This is a genomic window from Thalassiella azotivora, from assembly GCF_054781695.1.
The window spans coordinates 143935-164848 of sequence record NZ_BAAGTX010000002.1 but is presented as its reverse complement, the minus strand read 5'-3'; the positions used below and the strand labels follow the sequence as shown (position 1 = coordinate 164848).

The following is a 20914-nucleotide window of genomic DNA, read 5'->3' as shown; positions in this document are numbered from 1 at the left end:
CCGGCACGAGCACGCAGGTCAGCACGTCTGACCGGGCACCGGTCCCGACCGGTGCGGACACGGCCGGACCGGCCGTCGGCACCCCCGGCGGCGCCGGGACGGCGACGCCGTTCGACGGGCCGCCACGCGGCCCACGGAGGAGCAGCACTTGGGGCGAGCAGGCCAGCGCCGCGGCGGCAGCCGCGACGGGCGACCCGGCACCACGGACACCCCGACGACCGGCCGGTCGGGTGGCGGACGCGGTGGGCGCTCCGCGAACCGGTCCAGCGGCAGGTCCGGCGCCGGCCGGCAGAGCCGGCCCCGCAGCGTCGTCGACGCCCTGTCGCGGACCATCCGGGACGTCGAGAACCAGGCCCAGCGCGGTGCCCTGCGCCGCTCCGGCCGCGACGCCTTCCAGGCGGTCGCCCTCGTCGTGCGCTCCGAGCGCGACCGGCTCAAGACCGCCACCGGCGTCCCGGGCCGCACGGCCGACCTCAAGAAGCTCGACGCGATCGCCACCTCGCTGGCGAAGGTCGCCGCCCGCGACCCGTCCCTGCTGGCGCTGCTCGCCGACGACGCGAAGGTCTCCGACGGCGCGGACGACATGCGGCTCGAGCTGCTGCGCGCCGGGGGGATCGAGCCGGCCCCCGAGCCCGAGCCCGAGGCGGAGCCCGCCGCCACCTCCGAGCCGGCCCGGCCCTCCCGCGGGGTCGTGCCGCAGTCGGTGCTGTCCCGCCAGCTCGCCAACCCCTTCCTCCAGCCGGACTTCGAGGCCGGCGCCACGCTGCGCCCCGTCCGCGCCCGCCGGCTCGCCGGCTGGGAGCTGCTGACGCCGCTCTTCCGCGCCTTCGAGGAGCGCGGCGGCCCGTCCTGCATGGACCTGCCCGAGCCCGCCGGCGTGCGCGCCCCCGCCGGCCAGGAGCTCATGCGCCACCAGGCCCAGGTCGTCCAGGCGGCCGCGGACGGCCACCGCACGTTCCTGCTCGCCGACGAGCCCGGCCTCGGCAAGACCGCGCAGGCCCTGATGGCCGCGCAGGCCGCCGACGCCTTCCCGCTGCTGGCCGTCGTCCCGAACGTCGTCAAGCGCAGCTGGGCGCGCGAGGCGGAGCTGTGGGTGCCCGGGCGCTCGACGACCGTCGTCCACGGTGACGGCAACACCGTCGACGGCTTCGCCGACGTCGTGGTCGTCAACTACGAGGTCCTCGACCGGCACGTCGGCTGGCTCGGTGACCACGGCTTCCGCGCGATGGTCGTCGACGAGGCCCACTTCATCAAGAACAAGACCTCCCAGCGCTCGCGGCACGTCCTGGAGCTGTCCCAGCGGATCCGCGAGCGGACCGCCCGGCCGCTGCTGATGGCCCTCACCGGCACCCCGCTGATCAACGACATCGAGGACTTCCGCGCGATCTGGCAGTTCCTCGGCTGGATCGACGACACCAAGCCCGTCGGGGACCTGATGGCCGCGCTGGAGGACAACGGCCTCGTCCCGTCCGACCCGGGCTTCTACCGCTCGGCGCGCCAGACGGTCGTGGACACCGGCATCGTGCGCCGCCGCAAGGTCGACGTCGCGTCCGACATCCCCGCCCGCCGGGTCGCGGACCTGCCCGTCGAGCTGGACGACGAGTCGGGCCGCTCGATCCGCGCCGCCGAGCGCGAGCTCGCCGCCCGGCTGGTCAAGCGGTACGAGTCGGCGCTGGTGGCCCGCGGTGGCGACCCCGCCGACGGCATCGACCACGACCTCGTCCGCAAGGTCGCCGGGTGGGAGCGCGCCGACACCTCCACGAAGACCGGCGACAACGTCTTCTCGGTGCTGCGGCGGATCGGCCAGGCCAAGGCCGGGCTGGCCGCCGACTACGCCGCGCAGCTGGCCCGCAACGTCGGCAAGGTCGTGTTCTTCGCCAAGCACGTCGACGTCATGGACGCCGCGGAGCAGACCTTCGCGGCCCGCGGGCTGCGGTACTCCTCGATCCGCGGGGACCAGACGCCGAAGGCCCGCCAGGAGAACGTCGACGCCTTCCTCACGGACCCGGACGTCGCGGTGGTGGTGTGCTCGCTGACGGCGGCCGGCGTGGGGCTGAACCTGCAGGTCGCCTCCGACGTGGTGCTGGCCGAGCTGTCGTGGACCGACGCCGAGCAGACCCAGGCGATCGATCGGGTGCACCGGATCGGCCAGGAGAACCCCGTCACGGCGTGGCGGGTCATCGCCGCGCAGACCGTCGACACCCGGATCGCCCAGCTCATCGACAGCAAGGCCGGGCTCGCCGCCCGCGCCGTCGACGGGTCCGACGAGGACGTCGACGCCGCGGCCGACGTCCAGCTCGAGGCGCTGGTCACCCTGCTCACCGACGCGCTGGCGGAGCGCCGGCTCGACACGGCGGCCGGGCCGGGGGAGGGCTAGCAGCGGTCAGGGCGTGTACGTCCAGTGCCACGGCTCGCGCGGCACGTCCTCGACGAAGCCGAACTCCTTGGCGTTCGCGCGCATCCACGACAGGGCCTTGCTGTCGAGGTCGAGGTCCAGCGACCGGCCCCAGCCGTGGTCGCTGGTCCCCGGCTTGGCGGCCAGGCCGCCCTCGGAGTAGAGCCCCTTGCGCCGGGCGACGTCCACCTGGGCCTCGTAGGACCGGTAGGAGTCGGTGACCTTGATGGTGACGCCGTCGCGGGCGGCGGCCTTCTCCATCCGGCCGAACGCCTCCGCCGCAGGCGCCCAGAGCCGGTGGCTGCCGTGCCCGATCGGGGACAGCGCGGAGGCGGGGACCTTCCCGTTGCCGTAGGCGGCGAGCTCCACCGGGACGCCGCGGGCGTCCAGCCGCCCGCTGGGGGCCGTGGCGGTGCCCGGCGCCGCCGTACGGGCCGTCGCCGAGGCCGTCGTCGAGGTCGTCCCCGCCGTCGCGCGGGCGTGGTCGACGACCGCCTGGGACAGCGCGGAGGCGAACGCCGTCCCGCCGCCGGCCGCGGCGGCCGGGACGGGCGGGGCCTGCAGCGAGGCGATGCGGGACTGGATCTCCGCGATGCGCGCGCTGACCGCCGCGATGCCGTCCACCCGTCGTCCTCCACCGTCCTGCTCGTCGGTGACGGGCCGGGCACACGCCCGGTCCGTCGTCCCCCGCTGCATCGGTGCCGGCCGCGCGGACCTTGACCCGCCCGGCACGCGCGGTCACCAGGTGCAGCGAAGTGGTGGCGCGCCGTCACCCGACCGGCCTAGTGTCGGCCCGCAACCCCCACGAGACCCGTGGGCGGCACCGGCAGGCGAGGTGGGCGGCATGACCAGCGACGAACGGGCACGAGCCAGGGCGGCGTCACGGGCGCCTCGGCCGGCACCCCGGCGGGCACCTCGACGACCGGCCGCGGCCGTGGCGGTCGGGGCGGCCGCGGTGGCCGGCCTCGCCGTGTCGCTCGCCGGCGGACCCGCCGCGGCGGCACCGGGCCAGCCGGGGTCCCCGCGGTTCATCGCCGGCGCCCCGGGGGTGGGCGACCCGTACTTCCCGCTCGCCGGGAACGGGGGGATCGACGTCGTCCACTACGACCTCGACCTGCGGTACACCCCGCCCGCACCGGCGCCCGCCCCGCTCGAGGGGACCCTCGACGCCACCGCGCGGATCGACCTCGTGCCGACCCAGGACCTGCACCGCTTCCACCTCGACCTGCGCGGGCTGGACGTCGAGCGGGTGCGGATCAAGGGCAAGCGCGTGACGTTCTCCCAGGACGGCGGCGAGCTCGTCATCGACCCGCGCCCCAAGCTGCGCGACGGCGTCCCCGTCACCGTGGAGATCGACTACGGCGGCACGACGACGCGGCCCACCGACATCGAGGGGGCCCTGTACGGCTGGGTCACCACCCGCGACGGCGCGATGGTCGCCAGCGAGCCGGACGGCGCGTCCACGTGGTTCCCCGCCAACGACCACCCGACCGACAAGGCGACGTACGCCTTCGACGTCACCGTCCCCGAGGGCCTCGTCGCCGTCGCCAACGGGGACCTCGTCGCCACCACCACCCGGGACAGGTGGACGACCTGGTCGTGGGACGCCCCGGACCAGATGGCCGCGTACCTGGCGACCGCCTCGGTCGGCAACTACGAGGTGCGCACGTACACCGCACCGAACGGGCTGCCGCTCCTCGACGCCGTCGACGCCGACCTGCCGGCGTCCGCCGACGACGGTCTGGAGCAGCAGGGCGAGATGGTCGTGTTCTTCGCCGAGCGGTTCGGTCCCTACCCGTTCACCTCCTACGGCGCGATCGTCGACGACGACAGCCTCGGCTACGCCCTGGAGACCCAGACCCGGCCCATCTACTCGACCAGGGCGAACGAGGGCACCGTCGCGCACGAGCTCGCCCACCAGTGGATGGGTAACGCCGTCAGCCCCGAGCGGTGGAGGGACATCTGGTTGAACGAGGGCTGGGCGACCTACGCGTCCTGGATGTGGGAGGAGCACGACGGCGGCCGCACCGCGCAGGTGCGGTTCGACACCGAGATGTCCCGCCCGGCGGACTCGCCGTACTGGTCGTTCGTCGTCGCCGAACCCGGTCCGATGGGCCTGTTCGCCTCCCAGGTCTACAACCGCGGCGCCGCGACGCTGCACGCGCTGCGCCTCGAGGTCGGTGACGAGACGTTCTTCGCCATCGCCCGCGAGTGGGTGCAGCGGTACGACGACGGCACCGCGACCACCGACGACTTCCAGCAGGTCGCCGAGGACGTCAGCGGCCGGGACCTGCAGGCGTTCTTCGACGTCTGGGTGCGCACGGGGGCCAAGCCGGTCGTCTGGTGAGCGGCGGGTCGCGGCGGACCGCCGCTCACCGCGCGCCGCCGCCGTGCACCGGGTAGGAACGGTGCGGTGACGACCTACGGATTCCACGCGTCCCACGAGCAGGTCCACCCCGGCGAGCTGCTGCGCGCCGCCCGCCGCGCCCAGGAGGTCGGCTTCCAGGCGGCCATGTGCTCGGACCACCTCGCGCCGTGGAGCGCCCGCCAGGGGCACTCCGGGTTCGCCTGGAGCTGGCTCGGCGCGGCGATGGCCACGACCGACCTCACGTACGGGGTGGTCAACGCGCCCGGCCAGCGGTACCACCCGGTGGTGATCGCGCAGGCGATGGCGACGCTGCAGGCCATGTTCCCCGAGCGGCTGTGGGTGGCGATGGGGTCCGGCGAGGCGATGAACGAGCACGTCACCGGCGACCCGTGGCCGCGCAAGGGCCTGCGCAACCAGCGGCTGCGCGAGTGCGTCGACGTCATCCGCGCGCTGCTCGCGGGCGAGGAGGTCAGCCACGAGGGCCTGGTGACCGTCGACCGGGCGCGGGTGTGGTCGCTGCCCGAGGTGCCACCGGCGATCGTCGGGGCGGCCGTCAGCGTCGAGACCGCCCGCTGGGTGGGGGAGTGGGCCGACGGCCTGGCGACGGTCAACGGCCCGCCGGAGCACCTGCGACGGGTCCTGGACGCCTACCGCGAGGGCGGTGGCGGGGGCGAGACCGTCCTGCAGGTCCACCTGTCCTGGGCCCCCACGGAGGACGAGGCGCTCGCGATCGCCCACGACCAGTGGCGCACCAACGTCTCCGGTCCGCCCGCCTCCTGGGACATCGACACCCCGGAGGTCTTCGACGCGGTCAGCGAGCACGTCCCCCCGGAGGTGTTGCGCGGGCCGGTCCTCGTCTCCAGCGACCTCGGCCGCCTGGCCCAGCAGGTCCAGGACCTCGCCGGCCTCGGCTTCGACCGCGTGTACCTGCACCACGTCGGCCAGGAGCAGGACGCCTTCCTCGACGCCTTCGGCGAGCACGTGCTCCCGCAGCTCACCGGGTCCGCCGGGGGTGGGCGCGCGTGAGGATCACCGAGACCTCCGACCTGTGGTGGAAGACCGCCGTCGTCTACTGCATGGACGTCGAGACGTTCCTGGACTGGGACGGTGACGGCACCGGCGACTTCGAGGGACTGGCGCAGCGGGTCGACTACCTCGCCGAGCTCGGCGTCACGTGCCTGTGGCTGATGCCCTTCTACCCGACCGCGGAGCGCGACGACGGGTACGACATCACCGACTTCTACGGCGTCGACGAGCGCCTGGGGGACCACGGCCACCTCGTCGAGGTGATCCGGACGGCGAGGGACCGGGGGATGCGGGTCATCGTCGACCTCGTCCTCAACCACACCTCGGACCGCCACCCGTGGTTCCGCAACGCGCGCACCAGCAAGGACGCGCGGTTCCGCGACTACTACGTGTGGCGGTCCGACCCGCCGCCGGACACCTCCGGCCAGGTCGTCTTCCCCGACCAGGAGGACGGCATCTGGGAGCACGACGACAAGACCGGTGAGTGGTACCTGCACCGGTTCTACCGCCACCAGCCCGACCTCAACGTCGCCAACCCCGCCGTGCGGGAGGAGATCTCCCGCGTCATCGGGTTCTGGCTCTCGCTGGGCATCTCCGGCTTCCGGGTCGACGCCGTCCCGTACCTGCTGGAGACGGTCGGGGCGGACCACCGCGACGAGGCGGCCCACGACGGCTTCGTGGCCGACCCGCACTCCTACCTCAGGGACCTGCGCTCGTTCCTGGCCCGGCGCTCGGCGGACGGCATCTTCCTCGGCGAGGTGAACCTGCCGTACGAGGAGCAGCTCGCCTACTTCGGCGGTGAGGACGGCGACGAGCTGACGATGCAGTTCGACTTCGTCGCGATGCAGAAGATGTACCTGTCGCTGGCCCGGTCGGACGCCGGGCCGCTGGTCGAGGCGCTGCGCTCCCGCCCGGACGCCTCCCGGGAGAGCCAGTGGGCGATGTTCGTCCGCAACCACGACGAGCTCACCCTCGACAAGCTCAGCGACGAGGAGCGGCGGGAGGTCTTCGCCGCATTCGGTCCCGAGCCGGAGATGCAGATCTACGACCGCGGCCTGCGCCGCCGCCTGCCGCCGATGCTGGACGGCGACCCGCGCCGGGTCCGGATGGTCTACTCCCTGATGTTCTCCCTGCCGGGTACTCCCGTGCTGTTCTACGGCGAGGAGATCGGCATGGGCGAGAACCTCGACGAGCCCGGTCGTCTCGCCGTCCGCACGCCGATGCAGTGGTCCTCGGGACGCAACGGCGGCTTCTCCACGGCCGCGCCGTCACGGCTGCCCGCGAAGGTGGTGCAGGGCGGTTTCGGTCCCGAGCACGTCAACGTGGCCGAGCAACGGCGCGACCCGGACTCCCTGCTGTCGTTCATCTCGATGCTCGCGCGTCGCTACCGCGAGTGCCCCGAGCTGGGGTGGTCCGAGGTGGACGTGCTCGACCAGCCGCACCCGAACGTCCTGGCCCACCGGTGCACGTGGGGAGACGCGTCGATGGTGGCGGTGCACAACCTGTCGTCGGAGCCGTGCACCGTGCCGCTCACCCTGGAGGGCTGTGGAGCCGACCACTGGCTGGCGGACCTGCTCGCCGACGGGAGGGTCGACCTCGACGAGCGGGGGAGGGCCGCCGTCGAGCTGGACGGCTACGGCTACCGGTGGCTGCGCGTCACCCACCCGGGTTCCCGCCGGCTGCACTGACGGCTCCCCGCGGCGGCCCCCCGGACGGGTCGCCGCGGGCGGGGGACGCGACAGGCCCCGTGCACGATCGCTCGTGCACGGGGCCTGTGACGTCAGCGGGCCGCTCGACCGGTGGCTCGCGCGGCAGCCGCGCTCACCGGTTCAGCGGTCGCCCCCGAGGCGCGCCCGCTCCTAGAACCAGTGCTTGCGACCGCCGATGGCGCGGCCGCTCGCACCCAGGATCCACAGGATCGCACCGACGACCAGCAGGATCACACCGATGGTCCAGAGGATGCTGATGTCGAGCAGGAAACCCAGGATGAGCAGGATCAGTCCGAGGACGATCATCGACTACCTCCTTGTGCACCCCCCGGGCTCTCCGGGGGTGACGTGGCGCGTCGATCATGGCGGGGATGACGGGGGTCCGCTCGTCGAAACCGGGTGGTCCAGGACACGGAACGGCAACGACGCGCAGCGTGACGCGACGGCTGCGACACGTCGGGCGGGACGCCGATCCGGGACGCAGGCCCGGCCGGGGTAGGGTGGGGACGTGGTCGGCGTCCTTGCCGGCCCACTCCCGCGGACGAGTGTGTCCGCGCGGTCGCTCCTCGTGCGTGCTGCTCGCAGCCACGAGCCCGCCCCGGTCACGGACCGGCCGAGCGCGCTCCCGGTGCCGCTGGTCACAGCCACCGCCACGTCTCGCGGCCGACCAACCGCTACGGAGACCTTCTTCTTGTCTGCTCCCACCCAGGCGGGGAACACCCCCGCCCGCTCCTCCCGTCCCTCCGCCCGCACGTCCGCCGCGAACGCCGGCGGGACGTCGTCCGGGCGGCCGGGACGCTCCCGGCGCCGCGGCCGCGGTCGCGGCCCGTCGGCCACCACCGCCCCCCGCACGCAGCCGCCGTCTCCGGTCAGCGAGCTCGACCGCCTGCTGGACGCCGCGCAGGCCCAGCCCGAGCCGGACGTCCGCTCCTTCGCCGAGACCGGCCTGCCGACCCCGCTCGTCGACGCCCTCGTGGCGACCGGCATCCGCGCACCGTTCGCGATCCAGAAGCGCACGCTGCCCGACGCCCTGGCCGGACGCGACGTGCTGGGCCGCGCCCAGACCGGGTCGGGCAAGACCCTCGGCTTCGGGCTGCCCGTGCTGGCCCGCCTGGCCGGGGGACGGCGGGTTCCCACCGCGCCCCGCGCGCTGGTCCTCGTCCCGACCCGTGAGCTCGCCACCCAGGTGACGGACGCGCTCGAGCCGCTCGGGCGGGCGCTCGGCCTGCGGACCACCGCCGTGTACGGCGGGGCGTCCATCGGCCGCCAGATCAGTGACCTGCAGCGCGGCGTCGACCTGGTCGTGGCCACCCCCGGGCGGCTCATCGACCTGATGGACCGCCGCGCCGTCCGCCTCGACGGCGTCGAGGTGTCGGTGCTCGACGAGGCCGACTACATGGCCGACCTCGGGTTCCTGCCCGCGGTCACCCGGATCCTGGACGCCACCCCGGCCGGTGGGCAGCGGCTGCTGTTCTCCGCGACGCTCGACCGGGGCGTCGACCGCCTCGTCCACCGCTACCTCACCGACCCGGCCGTGCACGCGGTCGCACCGGCCGCCGCGCCGGTGGAGGCGATGGAGCACAAGGCGTTCACGGTCTCCGCCGAGGAGAAGCTCGCCGTGACCGCGGAGGTCACCTCGCGTCCGGGGCGGACGATCGTGTTCGTCCGCACCAAGCACGGCGCGTCGCGGCTCGCCAAGCAGCTCGGCAAGCACGGCGTCGAGGCCACGGCCATCCACGGCAACCTCACCCAGGGTGCCCGGCAGCGGGCCCTGGACGGCTTCACCGCCGGCAGCCCGCGGGTGCTCGTGGCCACGGACGTCGCGGCCCGCGGGATCCACGTCGACGACGTCGACCTCGTCGTGCACTTCGACCCGCCGAACGACCACAAGGACTACCTGCACCGCTCCGGGCGCACCGCCCGGGCCGGCACCGACGGCACCGTCGTCGCCCTGCTGCAGCACGCCCAGGTGGGTGACATGCGCCGGCTCTACCAGGCGGCTCGCGTCGACCCCGTCCTCGTCGACGTCCGCGCCGGGCACCCCGCCGTGCGCGAGCTCGCCACCTCCGGCGAGCCGGTCGTCGTCCGGGCCCTCCCGCCGCGCGCCGCGGCCGCCCAGGGCCAGGGTGGCGGCGGCCGCCGCGAGGGAGGGCGCCCGCCGCGGCGCCGCAGCGGCGGCCCCGGCAACGGCGCCGCCCGGTCGGGTGGCTCCCGTTCCGGCGGCCCCCGCGGCGGTGGCCAGCAGAACCGCTCGGGACGTCGTCCGGCATGATCGGCGGGTGACAGCCCGCGCAGCGACGACGCCGACCACGGCACCGGACCGCAGCGGCCCGGACCTCGCCCTCGCGGGCGGGGTGATGGCGTGGATCGGCGTCGTCCTGCTCCTGGACACCTCCGGCCCCCTCCGCGAGCAGCTGCTGCTCGGCGGGCTGACCTGGGCGGTGCTGGTGGGGCTGCTGCGCCGCGAGACCCCGCTCGTGCGGGTGCAGACCGGTGTCGTCGTCGTCCTCGCGACGCTCGTGGAGTACACGTTCGCGCCCACGCTCGAGGCGTACACGTACCGGCTCGGCAACGTGCCCGCCTACGTCCCGCCCGGGCACGGGCTCGTCTACCTGGCGGCCCTCGCCCTCGGGCGGACCCCGCTGTTCCGGCGCTACCGGCGGGCCCTCGTCGCGGCCACCGTCGTCGTCGGCGGCGCGTGGGCGCTGCACGGCGTGCTGCTGGCCGACCGGCGCGACGACCTCGGGGCGTTCTGGTTCGCCTGCCTCGTCGGCTTCCTGCTGTGGGGCCGCTCGCGGACGCTGTACGTCGGCGCCTTCGTCGTCGTCAGCTGGCTCGAGCTCGTCGGCACGTACCTGGGGACGTGGGCGTGGGCCACCCACGACCCGGTGCTCGGCGTCGTCAGCCAGGGCAACCCGCCCTCGGGTGCCGCCGGCGGGTACGGGTGGTTCGACCTCTACGCGTTGCTGCTGGCGCCGGTGCTGCTGCGCTGGTGGACGTCGGCGTCGTCCGCTGCGTCGCTGCTGCGCGCCAGGCGCTCCAGGACCGCGTCGTGCAGCAGCCCGTTGGTCGTCACCGCGTTGCCGCCGAACGGGCCGTCGACCCCGTCCAGCGACGTGAACCTGCCCCCCGCCTCGGTGACGATCGGGACGAGCGCCGCCATGTCGTGCAGCTCGAGCTCGGGTTCGCACGCGACGTCCACGGCGCCCTCGGCGACCAGGACGTGCGACCAGAAGTCACCGTAGGCCCGGGTCCGCCACACCCGCCGCGTCAGGTCGAGGAAGCCGTCGAGCCGCCCCTGCTCCTCCCAGCCCGTCAGGCTGGAGTACGACAGGGAGGCGTCCGCGAGGTCGGTCACCGACGACACGTGGATCCGCGACGCCGACGACAGGGAGCGCCCGGTCCACGCCCCCGACCCGGTGGCGGCCCACCAGCGCCGCGACAGGGCGGGCGCCGACACGACGCCCAGCACGGGCACCCCGTCGTCCACCAGGGCGACGAGCGTCGCCCAGACCGGGACGCCGCGGACGAAGTTCTTCGTGCCGTCGATCGGGTCGACCACCCACTGGCGCGCGCCGTGGCCGGTGCTCGCCATCTCCTCGCCGACGACCGCGTCCCGCGGGCGGGTCCGGCGCAGCTGGGAGCGCACGAGCTCCTCGGCGCTGCGGTCGGCGTCGGACACCGGCGTGAGGTCGGGCTTGGTCTCCACGTGCAGGTCCTGGGCCTTGAACCGGGACGTCGTCAGCCCGTCCACCTGGTCGCAGATGACGTGGGCCAGCCGCAGGTCGTCGTCGTAGGACGCGACACGGCGCAGCGACTCGGTGCTCACGACGCGCACCGTACCGTCCGGGCGCCGCGGGGGCCGGGATTCGCCGGACCCGGCGCGTACCCACCGGGCCGGTGGCGGGATGATCGGGGGATGGACCGGGTACCGCTGGTGCAGGCGCTGAAGGACCGCGACCGGGTGCTGCGGGCGTTCCTCGACGAGTGCGGCCGGATTCGCCGGATGCCCGCGAAGCACTCCAAGCGCCTGGTGCTGCTCGACCACGTCTGCCGCGTCTTCGAGCCCGGGGTGCGCTACCCCGAGACCGAGGTCAACGCGCTGCTGCACGCCTTCAGCGACGACCACGCGATGCTGCGGCGCTACCTCGTCGACGAGGGCTTCATGGCCCGGGACGGCGGGGTGTACTGGCGGACCGGCGGGACCGTCTGACGCGGCCGTGACGTCGTGACGGGACCGGGCGTCCCCGTGGCGGCGCAGGCTCCGGACCGGTTGGATGACGGCATGACCACCGCCGGCGGCGTCTTCGACACCGTCGCCGGCCTGCCCGTGCACGTGCTCGTCGTCCACGCGGTGGTCGTCGGTGTCCCCGTCGCGTCGCTCCTGACCGTCGCCGTCGCGGCGGTCCCGCGTTGGCGGTCGCGCCCGGCGTGGGCCGTCGCGGCGCTGAACGGCGTCCTGCTCGTGGTGGCCTGGGTCGCCACGCAGTCGGGCGAGGCGCTGGAGCGGCGGGTGGGGGAGGCGGTCGTCGAGGAGCACTCCGACCTGGGCGAGGTGCTGCCCTGGTTCGTGCTCGGCCTGCTCGTGGTGTCGGTGCTCGTCCCGGTGGTACGCCACCGCCGGCCGCTGGCCACGACGGTGCTCGTGCTCGCCGTGGTCGCCGGGCTCGCGGCCACCGTGTGGACGGTCCGGGTCGGCGACAGCGGTGCCCGCGCGGTGTGGGAGCCGGTGGTGGAGAACACGACGACCTGACCACCCCAGCCGCGCGGCCGGTCAGTCCGTGTCGCCGCCGGTGCGCGAGCGCAGCAGCCGGCGCAGCGACTCCAGCCGGTGCGGGCCGGCAGGTCCGGCCCCGCCGGCGGTGACGAAGGCGTCGAGGCCGCACTCCGGCTCGTCGTGGGTGCACCCTCGGGGGCACTCGTCGCTGCCCGCGGCCAGGTCCGGGAAGGCGCCCAGCAGCCGCTGGGGGTCCACGTGCGCCAGGCCGAACGAGCGGACGCCGGGGGTGTCGACGACCCAGCCGGCCGGCGTGCCGTCGGGGTCGCGCAGGCGCAGCATCACGGCGGACGAGGACGTGTGCCGCCCGCGCCCGGTGACGTCGTTCACCTCGCCCGTGGCACGACCCGCGTCGGGGACGAGGGCGTTGACCAGCGTCGACTTGCCGACCCCGGAGTGGCCCACGAGCACGCTGCGTCGTCCCGCCAGGGCGTGCCGCAGGTGGTCCAGCCCGATCGGGTCGTGGACCGTCCCGGCGGGGCGACGGGTGGTCACGACCGGCACGTCGAGGTCCGCGTACCCGGCGAGGAACTCGGCCGGGTCGGCCAGGTCGGCCTTGGTCAGGCACAGCAGGGGGTCGAGCCGGGCGTCGTAGGCCGCGACGAGGCAGCGGTCGACCATTCGCGGACGCGGCTGCGGGTCGGCCACGGCCGTCACCACGACGAGCTGGTCGACGTTGGCCACGAGGACCCGCTCCACCGGGTCGGTGTCGTCCGCGGTGCGGCGCAGCACCGTCGACCGCTGTTCGCGCCGGACCAGACGGGCCAGGGTGTCCGGCGTCCCGCTCGTGTCGCCCACGAGCGCGACCCGGTCGCCGACGACGATGCCGGTGCGGCCCAGCTCGCGGGCACGCATCGCCGTCACCAGCCGCTCGTCGGTGCCGCCCTCCTCGACGAGCACCGTGCAGCGGCCGCGGTCGACGGCCACCACGACGCCCGGGACGGCGTCGGCGTGCTCCGGCCGCTCCTTCGTGCGGGGCCGCGACCCGCGCCGGTTGGGGCGCACCTTCACGTCGCTCTCGTCGTAGCGCCCGAGCCGGCCGCTGAGCCGGCCCCCGGAGCGGTCCGCGGGCGGCGTCACCCGACGCGGCCCTCCTCGGTCACGGCAGCGGACCCGAGCATCGACCCCCACAGCGCGGTGAAGCCCGGCAGCGTCTTGGCCGTCGTCCCGACGTTCTCCACCACCACCCCCGGCACCCTCAGGCCGACGATGGCCGCGGCCTGGGCGATCCGGTGGTCGTCGTAGGTGCGGAACAGGCCGCCGTGCAGCGGGCGGGGCCGGATCACCAGGCCGTCCTGGGTCTCGGTGACGTCGCCCCCCAGCCGGTTGAGCTCGGTCGCCAGCGCCGCGAGCCGGTCGGTCTCGTGACCACGCAGGTGCGCCACCCCGTGCAGGTGGGACGGCGAGTCCGCGAGCGCGGCGACGGCGGCGAGCACCGGGGTCAGCTCGCCGCACTCGTGCAGGTCCGCGTCGATCCCGTACAGGTCGCCGGTGCCGCGGACGGTGAGCCCGTCCCGGTCGAGGCTGACCTCGGCGCCCATCTGGTCGAGCAGGTCGCGCATCGAGTCGCCGGCCTGCGTCGTCCACTGCGGCCAGCCGGGGACCGTGACCTCCCCGCCGGCGACGGCCGCCGCGGCGACGAACGCGCCGGCGTTCGACAGGTCGGGCTCGACCTGCACGTCCAGGCCGGCGACCTCACCCGGCTCGACCCGCCACACGTCGGGCTCGGGCTCCTCGACCACCACACCGACGTCGCGCAGCGACTCGACGGTCATGGTGACGTGCGGCTGGGAGGGGATCGGCGGGCCGACGTGCCGGACGGTGACGCCCTCGTCGAACCGGGCGCCGGCCAGCAGCAGGCCGGAGACGAACTGGCTGGACGCCGACGCGTCGAGCTCGACGGAGCCACCGCGGACGCGGCCGGTGGCGTCGACGGTGAACGGCAGGCTGCCGCGCCCGCCGTCGTCGACCCGGACGCCGAGGTCGCGCAGCGCGTCCAGCACCGGACCCATCGGGCGCTCGCGCGCCCGGGCGTCGCCGTCGAACAGCACCGGCCCGTCCGCCAGCGCGGCGACGGGCGGCAGGAAGCGCATGACGGTGCCAGCCAGGCCGCAGTCGACGTGCGAGCCGCCGCGGAGCCGTCCCGGCGTGACCAGCCAGTCGGGCTCCTCGCCCTGCGCCGCCTGCACCGTGTCGACGTCCTCGACACCGACACCGAGGGAGCGCAGCGCCTCGACCATGAGCGCGGTGTCGCGTGAGCGCAGCGGCGCACGCAGCCGGGAGGGCTGGGAGGCCAGGGCTGCCAGGACGAGGTAGCGGTTGGTCAGGGACTTCGACCCGGGCAGCCGCACACGGGCGCGCAGGGGCGCGGTGGCGACGGGGGCGGACCAGTCTCCTGAGGTCATGGGCCGCCAGCGTAACGACGACCCGTCGGCCGGCGGCTCACCGGTGGACGGCGTCCCCGGCACGGTGCGCGGCCGCCTTGGCCTCGCGGCGGGCCGACCTGGTCGCGCGGCGCGCGTCCTTGCGGGCGTGCCCGGCGGCCTTCTTGGCGTCCTTGGCGGCCCGGCGGCTGCGCCAGGCCAGGCCCGGGCGGCCCTCGGTGTCGACCGCCGCGAGCATCGCGCCGCCGAGCAGGCCCATGTTCTTGACGAAGTGCTGCCGCTGCTGGCGCTTGCGCTCCGGGTCGGACTCGGCCCAGAACTGGTGACCCGCGTACGTGGTCGGGACGATCGTCGCCGCCAGGACCACCGCGGACAGGCGAGGCAGCCGGCCGAGCGCGAGCAGCGCCCCCGCACCGGCCATCGCGGCGCCGTTGGCGCGCACCAGCGTCTCCGGGTCGTTCGGCAGGTGCAGCGGACCGGCGGCCTTGGCCACCAGCGGCCGGGCGGCGTCGACCTTGGGGCCGGGGTGCCGGAGCTGGTCCAGGCCACCCTGGACGAAGGTCGCGGCGAGCAGCGGGCGGGCGAGGCGGCGCACGAGGGTCATGGGTCCTTGCCTACCGCAAACGCGGCCCGGCGGCATCCCGTCCCGCCGGTGCCTCGGGACCGTCCGGCGGAGGGCGCCCGGGGCCGCCGGGCGGTCGACCGGTGGGTGTCGCCCGGGCCTGGCAGGCTGGCAGCGTGTGCGGACGGTATGCGGCGAGCCGGAGCCCGGAGGACCTCGTCGAGGAGCTGGAGGTCGAGGAGGACCGGACCGCGGAGGCGGGTGGGGTCCAGGCCGACTGGAACGTGGCGCCGACGAAGACGGCACCGGTGGTCCTCGAGCGGCGCCCGCGACCGGACAGCACCGGCGGGGTGGGAGCGGACCCCGCACAGGAACCGGACGGGGCCTCGGACGAGACGGCAGGCGAGGCGGCCGACGAACCAGTGCCGGTCCGGCAGCTGCGCGCGCTCACCTGGGGCCTCGTGCCCTCGTGGGCCAAGGACCGCTCGGTGGGCTCGCGGATGATCAACGCCCGGGTGGAGACGCTGCTCGACAAGCCCGCGTACCGGCGCGCGGCCGTCGCCCGCCGCTGCCTGGTCCCCGTCGACGGCTGGTACGAGTGGCAGCCCAGCCCGGTGGCTCGCGACCAGCGGGGCCGACCTCGCAAGCAGCCGTTCTTCGTCCGGGAGGCCGACGGCGGCCTGCTGGCGCTGGCCGGGGTGTACGAGCTGTGGCGCGATCCCGACCGTGACGGCGACGACCCGCAGGCGTGGCTGGCCACCTTCGCCGTCGTCACGGGTCCGGCGCAGGGGCACCTGGAGCGCGTCCACGACCGGATGCCGTGGGTGCTGCCCCGCGACCGCTGGGACGCGTGGCTGGACCCGGAGGTCCGCGACCCGGAGGAGGTGCGCTCGCTGCTGACCCCGCCGGACGTCGGCCGCCTCGTCGCCGTCCCGGTCTCCACCCGCGTCAACGACGTGCGCAACGGCGGGCCGGAGCTGGTCGAGCCGATCCCGCTCGACCAGGTCGTCGGTGCCGTCGACCCGGTCACCGGCGAGGTCCTGGAGGAGCAGACCGGTGCCCTCTTCTGACAGCGGGCCGACTCCTGACGGCGGGCCGAGCGCCTCGGGCGCGCAGCAGCCGAACCGGGTCGTGGACGTCCCCACGTCGCTGGGCCCCGCGCGCGTGCACGTGGACGGGGTCGAGGGGGCGGGTGCCGACGGGGGAGGCGCCGGTCCCGTGGGCCTGCTCGTGCTCGGCCACGGTGCCGGCGGTGGGGTGCAGGCCCCGGACCTGGTCGCCGCGACCGCCTGCGCCGTCGCCCGCGGGTGGCTGGTGCTGCGGGTCGAGCAGCCGTGGCGGGTGGCCGGAAAGCGCGTGGCCTCGCCGCCGCCGCGGCTCGACCAGGGGCTGACGGAGGTGCTGGGGGCGTTGCGGGCCGACCCGCCGGACGGCCTTGACGCGGTGCGGGCCGGGACGTCGGCCGGTGCCGTCCCCATGGTGCTGGGTGGGCGCAGCGCCGGCGCCCGGGTGGCGTGCCGCACCGCGCAGGCGCTGGGCGCCTCGGCCGTGCTGTGCCTGGCGTTCCCGTTGCACCCGCCGGGCCGGCCGGAGCGCTCGCGGGCCGGTGAGCTGGCGCTGGCGCGGGTGCCGCTGCTCGTCGTCCAGGGGGAGCGCGACCCGTTCGGCGGGCCGGACGACGTGCGGGCCCAGGGGCCGGCGGGGACGCGCGTGGTCGCCGTCGCGGGTGACCACTCCCTGCGCGGCGCCGGGGCGGTGGCCGAGGCGGTCGGGCCGTTCCTGGACGAGGTGGCCGCCGCGGGTCCGTGACCGGCGGCCGGTCGTGCGGTCAGGAATGACGTCGGCCGGGTCGGGTGTTGCTGACGGCGAGGGAGGTGCCCGGTCCGCCGGTGCGCCGACTGCCCGGGTCGCCACCCCGGGTCCGTCGAACCAGGAGGCTGCCACGACATGCTGCACGGCTTGGACACAGCCGGCGCGGGGGCGGTGACCTCGCACCCGTTCCGCTCGATCGGCGCCGGCTCGTCGCGGGCACTAGGCTTCCCGGTGATGAGCGAGGACACGAGCAGGGCCCCCGAGGCGGAGAGCCAGGAGCAGCGCACGGCCCGGTTCGAGGCCGAGGCGCTGCAGTACCTCGACCAGCTCTACTCGGCCGCGATGCGGATGACCCGCAACCCCGCCGACGCCGAGGACCTCGTCCAGGAGGCGTTCACGAAGGCGTTCGCCTCCTTCCACCAGTACCGGCCCGGCACGAACCTCAAGGCCTGGCTGTACCGGATCCTGACGAACACGTACATCAACTCCTACCGCAAGAAGCAGCGCCAGCCGCTGCAGTCGGCGTCCGAGGAGATCGAGGACTGGCAGCTCGCGCGGGCCGAGTCGCACACGTCGTCCGGCCTGAGGTCCGCCGAGACGGAGGCGCTCGACCGGCTCCCCGACTCCGACGTCAAGAAGGCGCTGCAGGAGATCCCCGAGGACTTCCGCATCGCCGTGTACCTCGCCGACGTCGAGGGCTTCGCGTACAAGGAGATCGCCGAGATCATGGGGACGCCGATCGGCACCGTGATGTCGCGGCTGCACCGCGGCCGGCGCCAGCTGCGCGGTCTGCTCGAGGACTACGCGCGCGACCGGGGTCTGGTGCCCGCCGGGCCGTCGGGGGAGGGTGAGCAGTCGTGAGCTGCGGCAACCACCACGACACCGACTGCCGCGAGGTCCTCGACCGCGTGTACGAGTACCTCGACGCCGAGGTGACGCAGGACGACCTCGCGAAGATCAAGCAGCACCTCGACGAGTGCGGCCCGTGCCTGGCCGAGTACGACATCGAGGACCACCTGCGTGCCCTCGTGCGCAGGTCGTGCCACGAGTCCGCCCCGGAGACCCTGCGGGTGCGGATCCTGGCGCAGATCACCTCGGTGCGCGTGCACATGGAGGGCTGACGCGGCGAGCGTCACCCCGAGCACGACGAAGGGCCCCACCGCGATGGTGGGGCCCTTCGTCGTCGACCGCCGCCGGCGGTCGGGGTGCTCAGGCGTTCGGCTTCTTGCCGTGGTTCGCGGCGTTGCCCTTGCGGGAACGACGCTTGCGGGCGCGCTTGCTCATGCGCTCCTCCTCCCGTACGGGTCCGGTCTGCAGCCCATCGTCCCACACGACGGGCGGGGTCCCGGACGGGCCGGAACGTGGTCAGAGGCGCTCGAGGTCCCGGTACGGACGCGTCGGCAGGTCGCCGGACGACCAGTCGCGGGTCGGGTCGGCGGGGGCGTCGTGGCTCCCGCCCGCCCAGCGCGGGAACCACCAGGCGGCCCAGGCGCCGGCGACGAAGGGGGAGAGGGTCACGGCCAGCTCGAGAGTGTTCATGGCAGATATCGTGCGCTCATCGCGATCCTGCCACGAGTGGCGGTTCTGACGTTGTTCGTCGATTTTCTGCCACGCGTGTGCCATGCTCGGACCGTGATCCGCTCCGCTGTCGCGATCGCCCTGCCCGGGGTCGCCCCGTTCGAGCTCGGCGTCGTCTGCGAGGTGTTCGGCATCGACCGGCGCGAGCACGGCGTCCCGCTCGTCGACTTCGCCGTCGTCACCCCCGAGCCGGGGCGGGTGCCGACGTCCACGGGGTTCGCGCTCGACGTCGCCGACGGGCTCGACCGCGCCGCCGGTGCCGACGTCGTCCTCGTCCCCGCGTACCCGCGGGACCAGGACGTGCCCGCCGCGGTGACGCGGGCGCTGGACGAGGCGGTCGAGCGGGGTGCCTGGGTCGTCAGCGTCTGCTCCGGCGCCTTCGCGCTCGGCGCGGCGGGCCTGCTCGACGGCCGGCGCTGCACCACCCACTGGATGTACGCCGGCGAGCTCGCCCAGCGGTTCCCCGGCGCGAAGGTCGACCCCCACGTGCTGTACGTCGAGGACGACGGGGTGATCACCAGCGCCGGGTCCGCCGCCGGGATCGACGCCTGCCTGCACCTCGTCAGGACCGAGATGGGCGCCGGGGCGGCCGCCGCGGTCGCCCGGCGGATGGTCGTCCCGCCGCACCGGGACGGCGGTCAGGCGCAGTACGTCGCCTCCGCCGTCCCCGCCTGCTCCGACGACGGCCTGGCCCCCACGCTGGCCTGGATGGTCGAGCACCTCTCCGAGGACCTGCGGGTCGAGGACGTCGCCGCGCGGGCCCTGATGTCGCCGCGCACGTTCGCGCGCCGGTTCCGCGCCGCGACCGGCGCCACGCCCGCGGCGTGGCTCAACCAGCAGCGGATGCAGCGGGCCCGGGAGCTGCTCGAGGCGACCGACCTGCCCGTCGAGGAGGTCGCCCGCCGGGTCGGTTTCGGCTCCGGGGCCGTCCTGCGCAGCCACTTCGCCGCCCTCGGCACCACCCCGCGGGCGTACCGGAGGACCTTCGCCGGCCCCGACCTGGCAGCCGATGCGGCCAGGGGCGGCGAGGGCAGCGGGGTGCCCGTGCCTCAGGGCTCAAGTGCACCCCCCGCGACGCCGATCAGGGGACGGTGAGCCTCGACACCGCTGGCGCCGGCACGTCCGCAGCGCAGGACGACGACGCGCCCCTCTCCGTCATCCCGTTCCTCCAGTCGCTGGTGCAGCTGTCCGGGTCGGACCTGCACGTGAAGGTCGGCTCCCCGCCGCGGGTGCGGATCGACGGCCGGCTGCGCCGCCTGCAGGCGCGCGCGCTGCGCCCCGAGGACACCGCGAACATGATCAAGGAGGTCCTGCGGCCGGACCTCAGGGACCAGTTCGAGCGGAGCAGCGAGGCCGACTTCGCCTACTCCCAGCCCGGGCTCGGCCGCTTCCGCGTCAACGCCTTCCGGTCCCGCGGCTCGGCCGGCATGGTCTTCCGCCGGGTGTCCGTCGGCGCCATCCCGCTCGACGACCTCGGCCTGCCGCCGGTCATCTCGGCGCTGTCCCTCGAGCCCCGCGGCCTGGTGCTCGTCACCGGCCCCACCGGCTCCGGCAAGACGACGACCCTCGCCGGCATGGTCGACCACATCAACACCCTGCGCGAGGTGCACGTGGTCACCATCGAGGACCCCATCGAGGTCCTGCACCAGGACAAGCTGTCGATGATCAACCAGCGCGAGGTCCACCAGGACACCTCCGACTTCGCCACGGCCCTGCGCGCCGCCATGCGCCAGGACCCCGACGTCGTCCTCGTCGGCGAGATGCGCGACACCGAGACGGTCAAGGCCGCGCTCGCCGCCTCCGAGACGGGGCACTTCGTCATGTCGACCCTGCACACCACCGACGCGCAGGAGACGATCACCCGCATCATCGACTTCTTCCCGCCGCACGAGCAGAAGCAGGTCCGGCTCTCGCTGGCCGGCGCGCTCAAGGGCATCATCTGCCAGCGGCTCGTGCCCCGCGCCGACGGCCAGGGCCGCTGCGTCGTCATGGAGGTCTGCGTCAACACCGGCCGCGTCGCCGACGCCATCGCCGACCCCGACAAGACCAGCGGCCTCACCGAGCTCATCAAGGAGGGCGGGTTCTACGGCATGCAGACGTTCGACCAGCACCTCATCACGATGGTCCGCGACGGCGTCGTCACCCTCGAGGACGCCATGGCCGCCGCCAGCAACCCGCACGACCTCACCGTGGAGATGCGCCGCCTCGGCCTCATCGCCTGACCGGCCGGGCGGGGTGCGCGAGGATGCGTCGTCCGCGGTGACGACTGATCGCCGCGTCGCCTGGTCCGACAGGAGATCAAC

Annotated in this window: 21 protein-coding genes; 13 read left to right on the top strand and 8 right to left on the bottom strand. The window is 74.8% G+C overall.

All coding sequences use genetic code 11. The features are described from left to right. Nucleotides 1-148 precede the first annotated feature (148 nt). Nucleotides 149-2377 (top strand): DEAD/DEAH box helicase, encoded by a 2229-nt coding sequence (locus ACYVQV_RS02390; RefSeq protein WP_461021657.1) that lies wholly within the window; start codon nt 149-151, stop codon nt 2375-2377. Between the two features lie 6 nt (nt 2378-2383). Here the strand turns inward: ACYVQV_RS02390 and ACYVQV_RS02385 are convergent, their stop codons facing one another. After that, a complete protein-coding gene (locus ACYVQV_RS02385) occupies nt 2384-3019 on the bottom strand; it encodes a M15 family metallopeptidase (RefSeq protein ID WP_461021656.1) in 636 nt (211 codons plus the stop codon). A 310-nt stretch (nt 3020-3329) separates the two neighbouring features. Between ACYVQV_RS02385 and ACYVQV_RS02380 the strand changes: the two genes are divergently transcribed. The 3 genes from ACYVQV_RS02380 (at nt 3330) to ACYVQV_RS02370 (ending at nt 7477) form a co-directional block, all read left to right on the top strand. After that, nucleotides 3330-4742: a M1 family metallopeptidase gene (locus tag ACYVQV_RS02380; protein ID WP_461021655.1), complete on the top strand. Its 1413-nt coding sequence runs from the start codon at nt 3330-3332 to the stop codon at nt 4740-4742. Between the two features lie 66 nt (nt 4743-4808). Then, nucleotides 4809-5789, top strand: a complete 981-nt coding sequence (locus tag ACYVQV_RS02375) for a TIGR03885 family FMN-dependent LLM class oxidoreductase (protein WP_461021654.1) — start codon at nt 4809-4811, stop codon at nt 5787-5789. Continuing rightward, nucleotides 5786-7477 (top strand): alpha-amylase family protein, encoded by a 1692-nt coding sequence (locus ACYVQV_RS02370; protein ID WP_461021653.1) that lies wholly within the window; start codon nt 5786-5788, stop codon nt 7475-7477. The genes ACYVQV_RS02375 and ACYVQV_RS02370 overlap by 4 nt, the downstream gene beginning before the upstream one ends. A 171-nt stretch (nt 7478-7648) precedes the next feature. Here the strand turns inward: ACYVQV_RS02370 and ACYVQV_RS02365 are convergent, their stop codons facing one another. Next, a complete protein-coding gene (locus ACYVQV_RS02365; protein ID WP_461021652.1) occupies nt 7649-7804 on the bottom strand; it encodes a DUF6131 family protein in 156 nt (51 codons plus the stop codon). A gap of 385 nt (nt 7805-8189) precedes the next feature. Between ACYVQV_RS02365 and ACYVQV_RS02360 the strand changes: the two genes are divergently transcribed. Continuing rightward, the gene (locus ACYVQV_RS02360) at nt 8190-9770 is read left to right on the top strand and encodes a DEAD/DEAH box helicase (RefSeq protein WP_461021651.1); all 1581 of its coding nucleotides are present in this window, start codon (nt 8190-8192) and stop codon (nt 9768-9770) included. A 684-nt stretch (nt 9771-10454) separates the two neighbouring features. On the opposite strand, the gene hisN is transcribed toward ACYVQV_RS02360, so the two are convergent. Continuing rightward, nucleotides 10455-11327 carry a histidinol-phosphatase gene (hisN, locus tag ACYVQV_RS02355; protein ID WP_461021650.1) on the bottom strand — a complete coding sequence of 291 codons (873 nt, stop codon included), beginning with the start codon at nt 11325-11327 and terminating at the stop codon, nt 10455-10457. A 90-nt stretch (nt 11328-11417) separates the two neighbouring features. Here hisN and ACYVQV_RS02350 point away from each other — a divergent pair, with 90 nt between their 5' ends. Both ACYVQV_RS02350 and ACYVQV_RS02345 read left to right on the top strand, forming a co-directional pair. After that, a complete protein-coding gene (locus ACYVQV_RS02350) occupies nt 11418-11711 on the top strand; it encodes a DUF2087 domain-containing protein (protein WP_461021649.1) in 294 nt (97 codons plus the stop codon). A 72-nt stretch (nt 11712-11783) separates the two neighbouring features. Beyond that, on the top strand, nt 11784-12251 hold the full coding sequence (locus ACYVQV_RS02345) for a DUF2231 domain-containing protein (protein ID WP_461021648.1): 468 nt from the start codon (nt 11784-11786) through the stop codon (nt 12249-12251). 21 nt (nt 12252-12272) lie between these two features. Here the strand turns inward: ACYVQV_RS02345 and rsgA are convergent, their stop codons facing one another. Genes rsgA through ACYVQV_RS02330 form a run of 3 tightly spaced genes read right to left on the bottom strand, consistent with a single transcriptional unit; the run spans nt 12273 to nt 15263 of the window. Continuing rightward, nucleotides 12273-13355, bottom strand: coding sequence for a ribosome small subunit-dependent GTPase A (rsgA, locus tag ACYVQV_RS02340; RefSeq protein ID WP_461021647.1), 1083 nt, complete (start codon nt 13353-13355; stop codon nt 12273-12275). Next, nucleotides 13352-14680: a 3-phosphoshikimate 1-carboxyvinyltransferase gene (gene aroA / locus ACYVQV_RS02335; protein ID WP_461021646.1), complete on the bottom strand. Its 1329-nt coding sequence runs from the start codon at nt 14678-14680 to the stop codon at nt 13352-13354. Before aroA ends, rsgA begins: the two co-directional genes overlap by 4 nt. A 37-nt stretch (nt 14681-14717) precedes the next feature. After that, nucleotides 14718-15263 (bottom strand): DoxX family membrane protein, encoded by a 546-nt coding sequence (locus ACYVQV_RS02330; protein WP_461021645.1) that lies wholly within the window; start codon nt 15261-15263, stop codon nt 14718-14720. A 134-nt stretch (nt 15264-15397) separates the two neighbouring features. Here ACYVQV_RS02330 and ACYVQV_RS02325 point away from each other — a divergent pair, with 134 nt between their 5' ends. From ACYVQV_RS02325 to rsrA, 4 genes are all read left to right on the top strand, one after another. Then, the gene (locus ACYVQV_RS02325; protein WP_461021644.1) at nt 15398-16291 is read left to right on the top strand and encodes an SOS response-associated peptidase; all 894 of its coding nucleotides are present in this window, start codon (nt 15398-15400) and stop codon (nt 16289-16291) included. Next, entirely contained in the window at nt 16278-17030 is a 753-nt protein-coding gene (locus ACYVQV_RS02320) for an alpha/beta hydrolase family protein (RefSeq protein WP_461021643.1), read from the top strand. The genes ACYVQV_RS02325 and ACYVQV_RS02320 overlap by 14 nt, the downstream gene beginning before the upstream one ends. Before the next feature lie 237 nt (nt 17031-17267). Further along, nucleotides 17268-17894, top strand: coding sequence for a sigma-70 family RNA polymerase sigma factor (locus ACYVQV_RS02315; RefSeq protein WP_461021642.1), 627 nt, complete (start codon nt 17268-17270; stop codon nt 17892-17894). Further along, the gene (rsrA, locus tag ACYVQV_RS02310; protein ID WP_461021641.1) at nt 17891-18154 is read left to right on the top strand and encodes a mycothiol system anti-sigma-R factor; all 264 of its coding nucleotides are present in this window, start codon (nt 17891-17893) and stop codon (nt 18152-18154) included. Before ACYVQV_RS02315 ends, rsrA begins: the two co-directional genes overlap by 4 nt. Nucleotides 18155-18242: 88 nt before the next feature. Here rsrA and ACYVQV_RS02305 read toward each other — a convergent pair whose 3' ends face one another. Continuing rightward, on the bottom strand, nt 18243-18317 hold the full coding sequence (locus ACYVQV_RS02305; RefSeq protein WP_369853652.1) for a 50S ribosomal protein bL37: 75 nt from the start codon (nt 18315-18317) through the stop codon (nt 18243-18245). Nucleotides 18318-18398: 81 nt separating this feature from the next. Beyond that, nucleotides 18399-18572, bottom strand: a complete 174-nt coding sequence (locus tag ACYVQV_RS02300; protein WP_461021640.1) for a hypothetical protein — start codon at nt 18570-18572, stop codon at nt 18399-18401. 93 nt (nt 18573-18665) lie between these two features. Here ACYVQV_RS02300 and ACYVQV_RS02295 point away from each other — a divergent pair, with 93 nt between their 5' ends. Continuing rightward, nucleotides 18666-19706, top strand: coding sequence for a GlxA family transcriptional regulator (locus tag ACYVQV_RS02295; protein WP_461021639.1), 1041 nt, complete (start codon nt 18666-18668; stop codon nt 19704-19706). Beyond that, entirely contained in the window at nt 19703-20833 is a 1131-nt protein-coding gene (locus tag ACYVQV_RS02290; protein WP_461021638.1) for a type IV pilus twitching motility protein PilT, read from the top strand. The genes ACYVQV_RS02295 and ACYVQV_RS02290 overlap by 4 nt, the downstream gene beginning before the upstream one ends. The last annotated feature ends 81 nt before the right edge of the window (nt 20834-20914 follow it).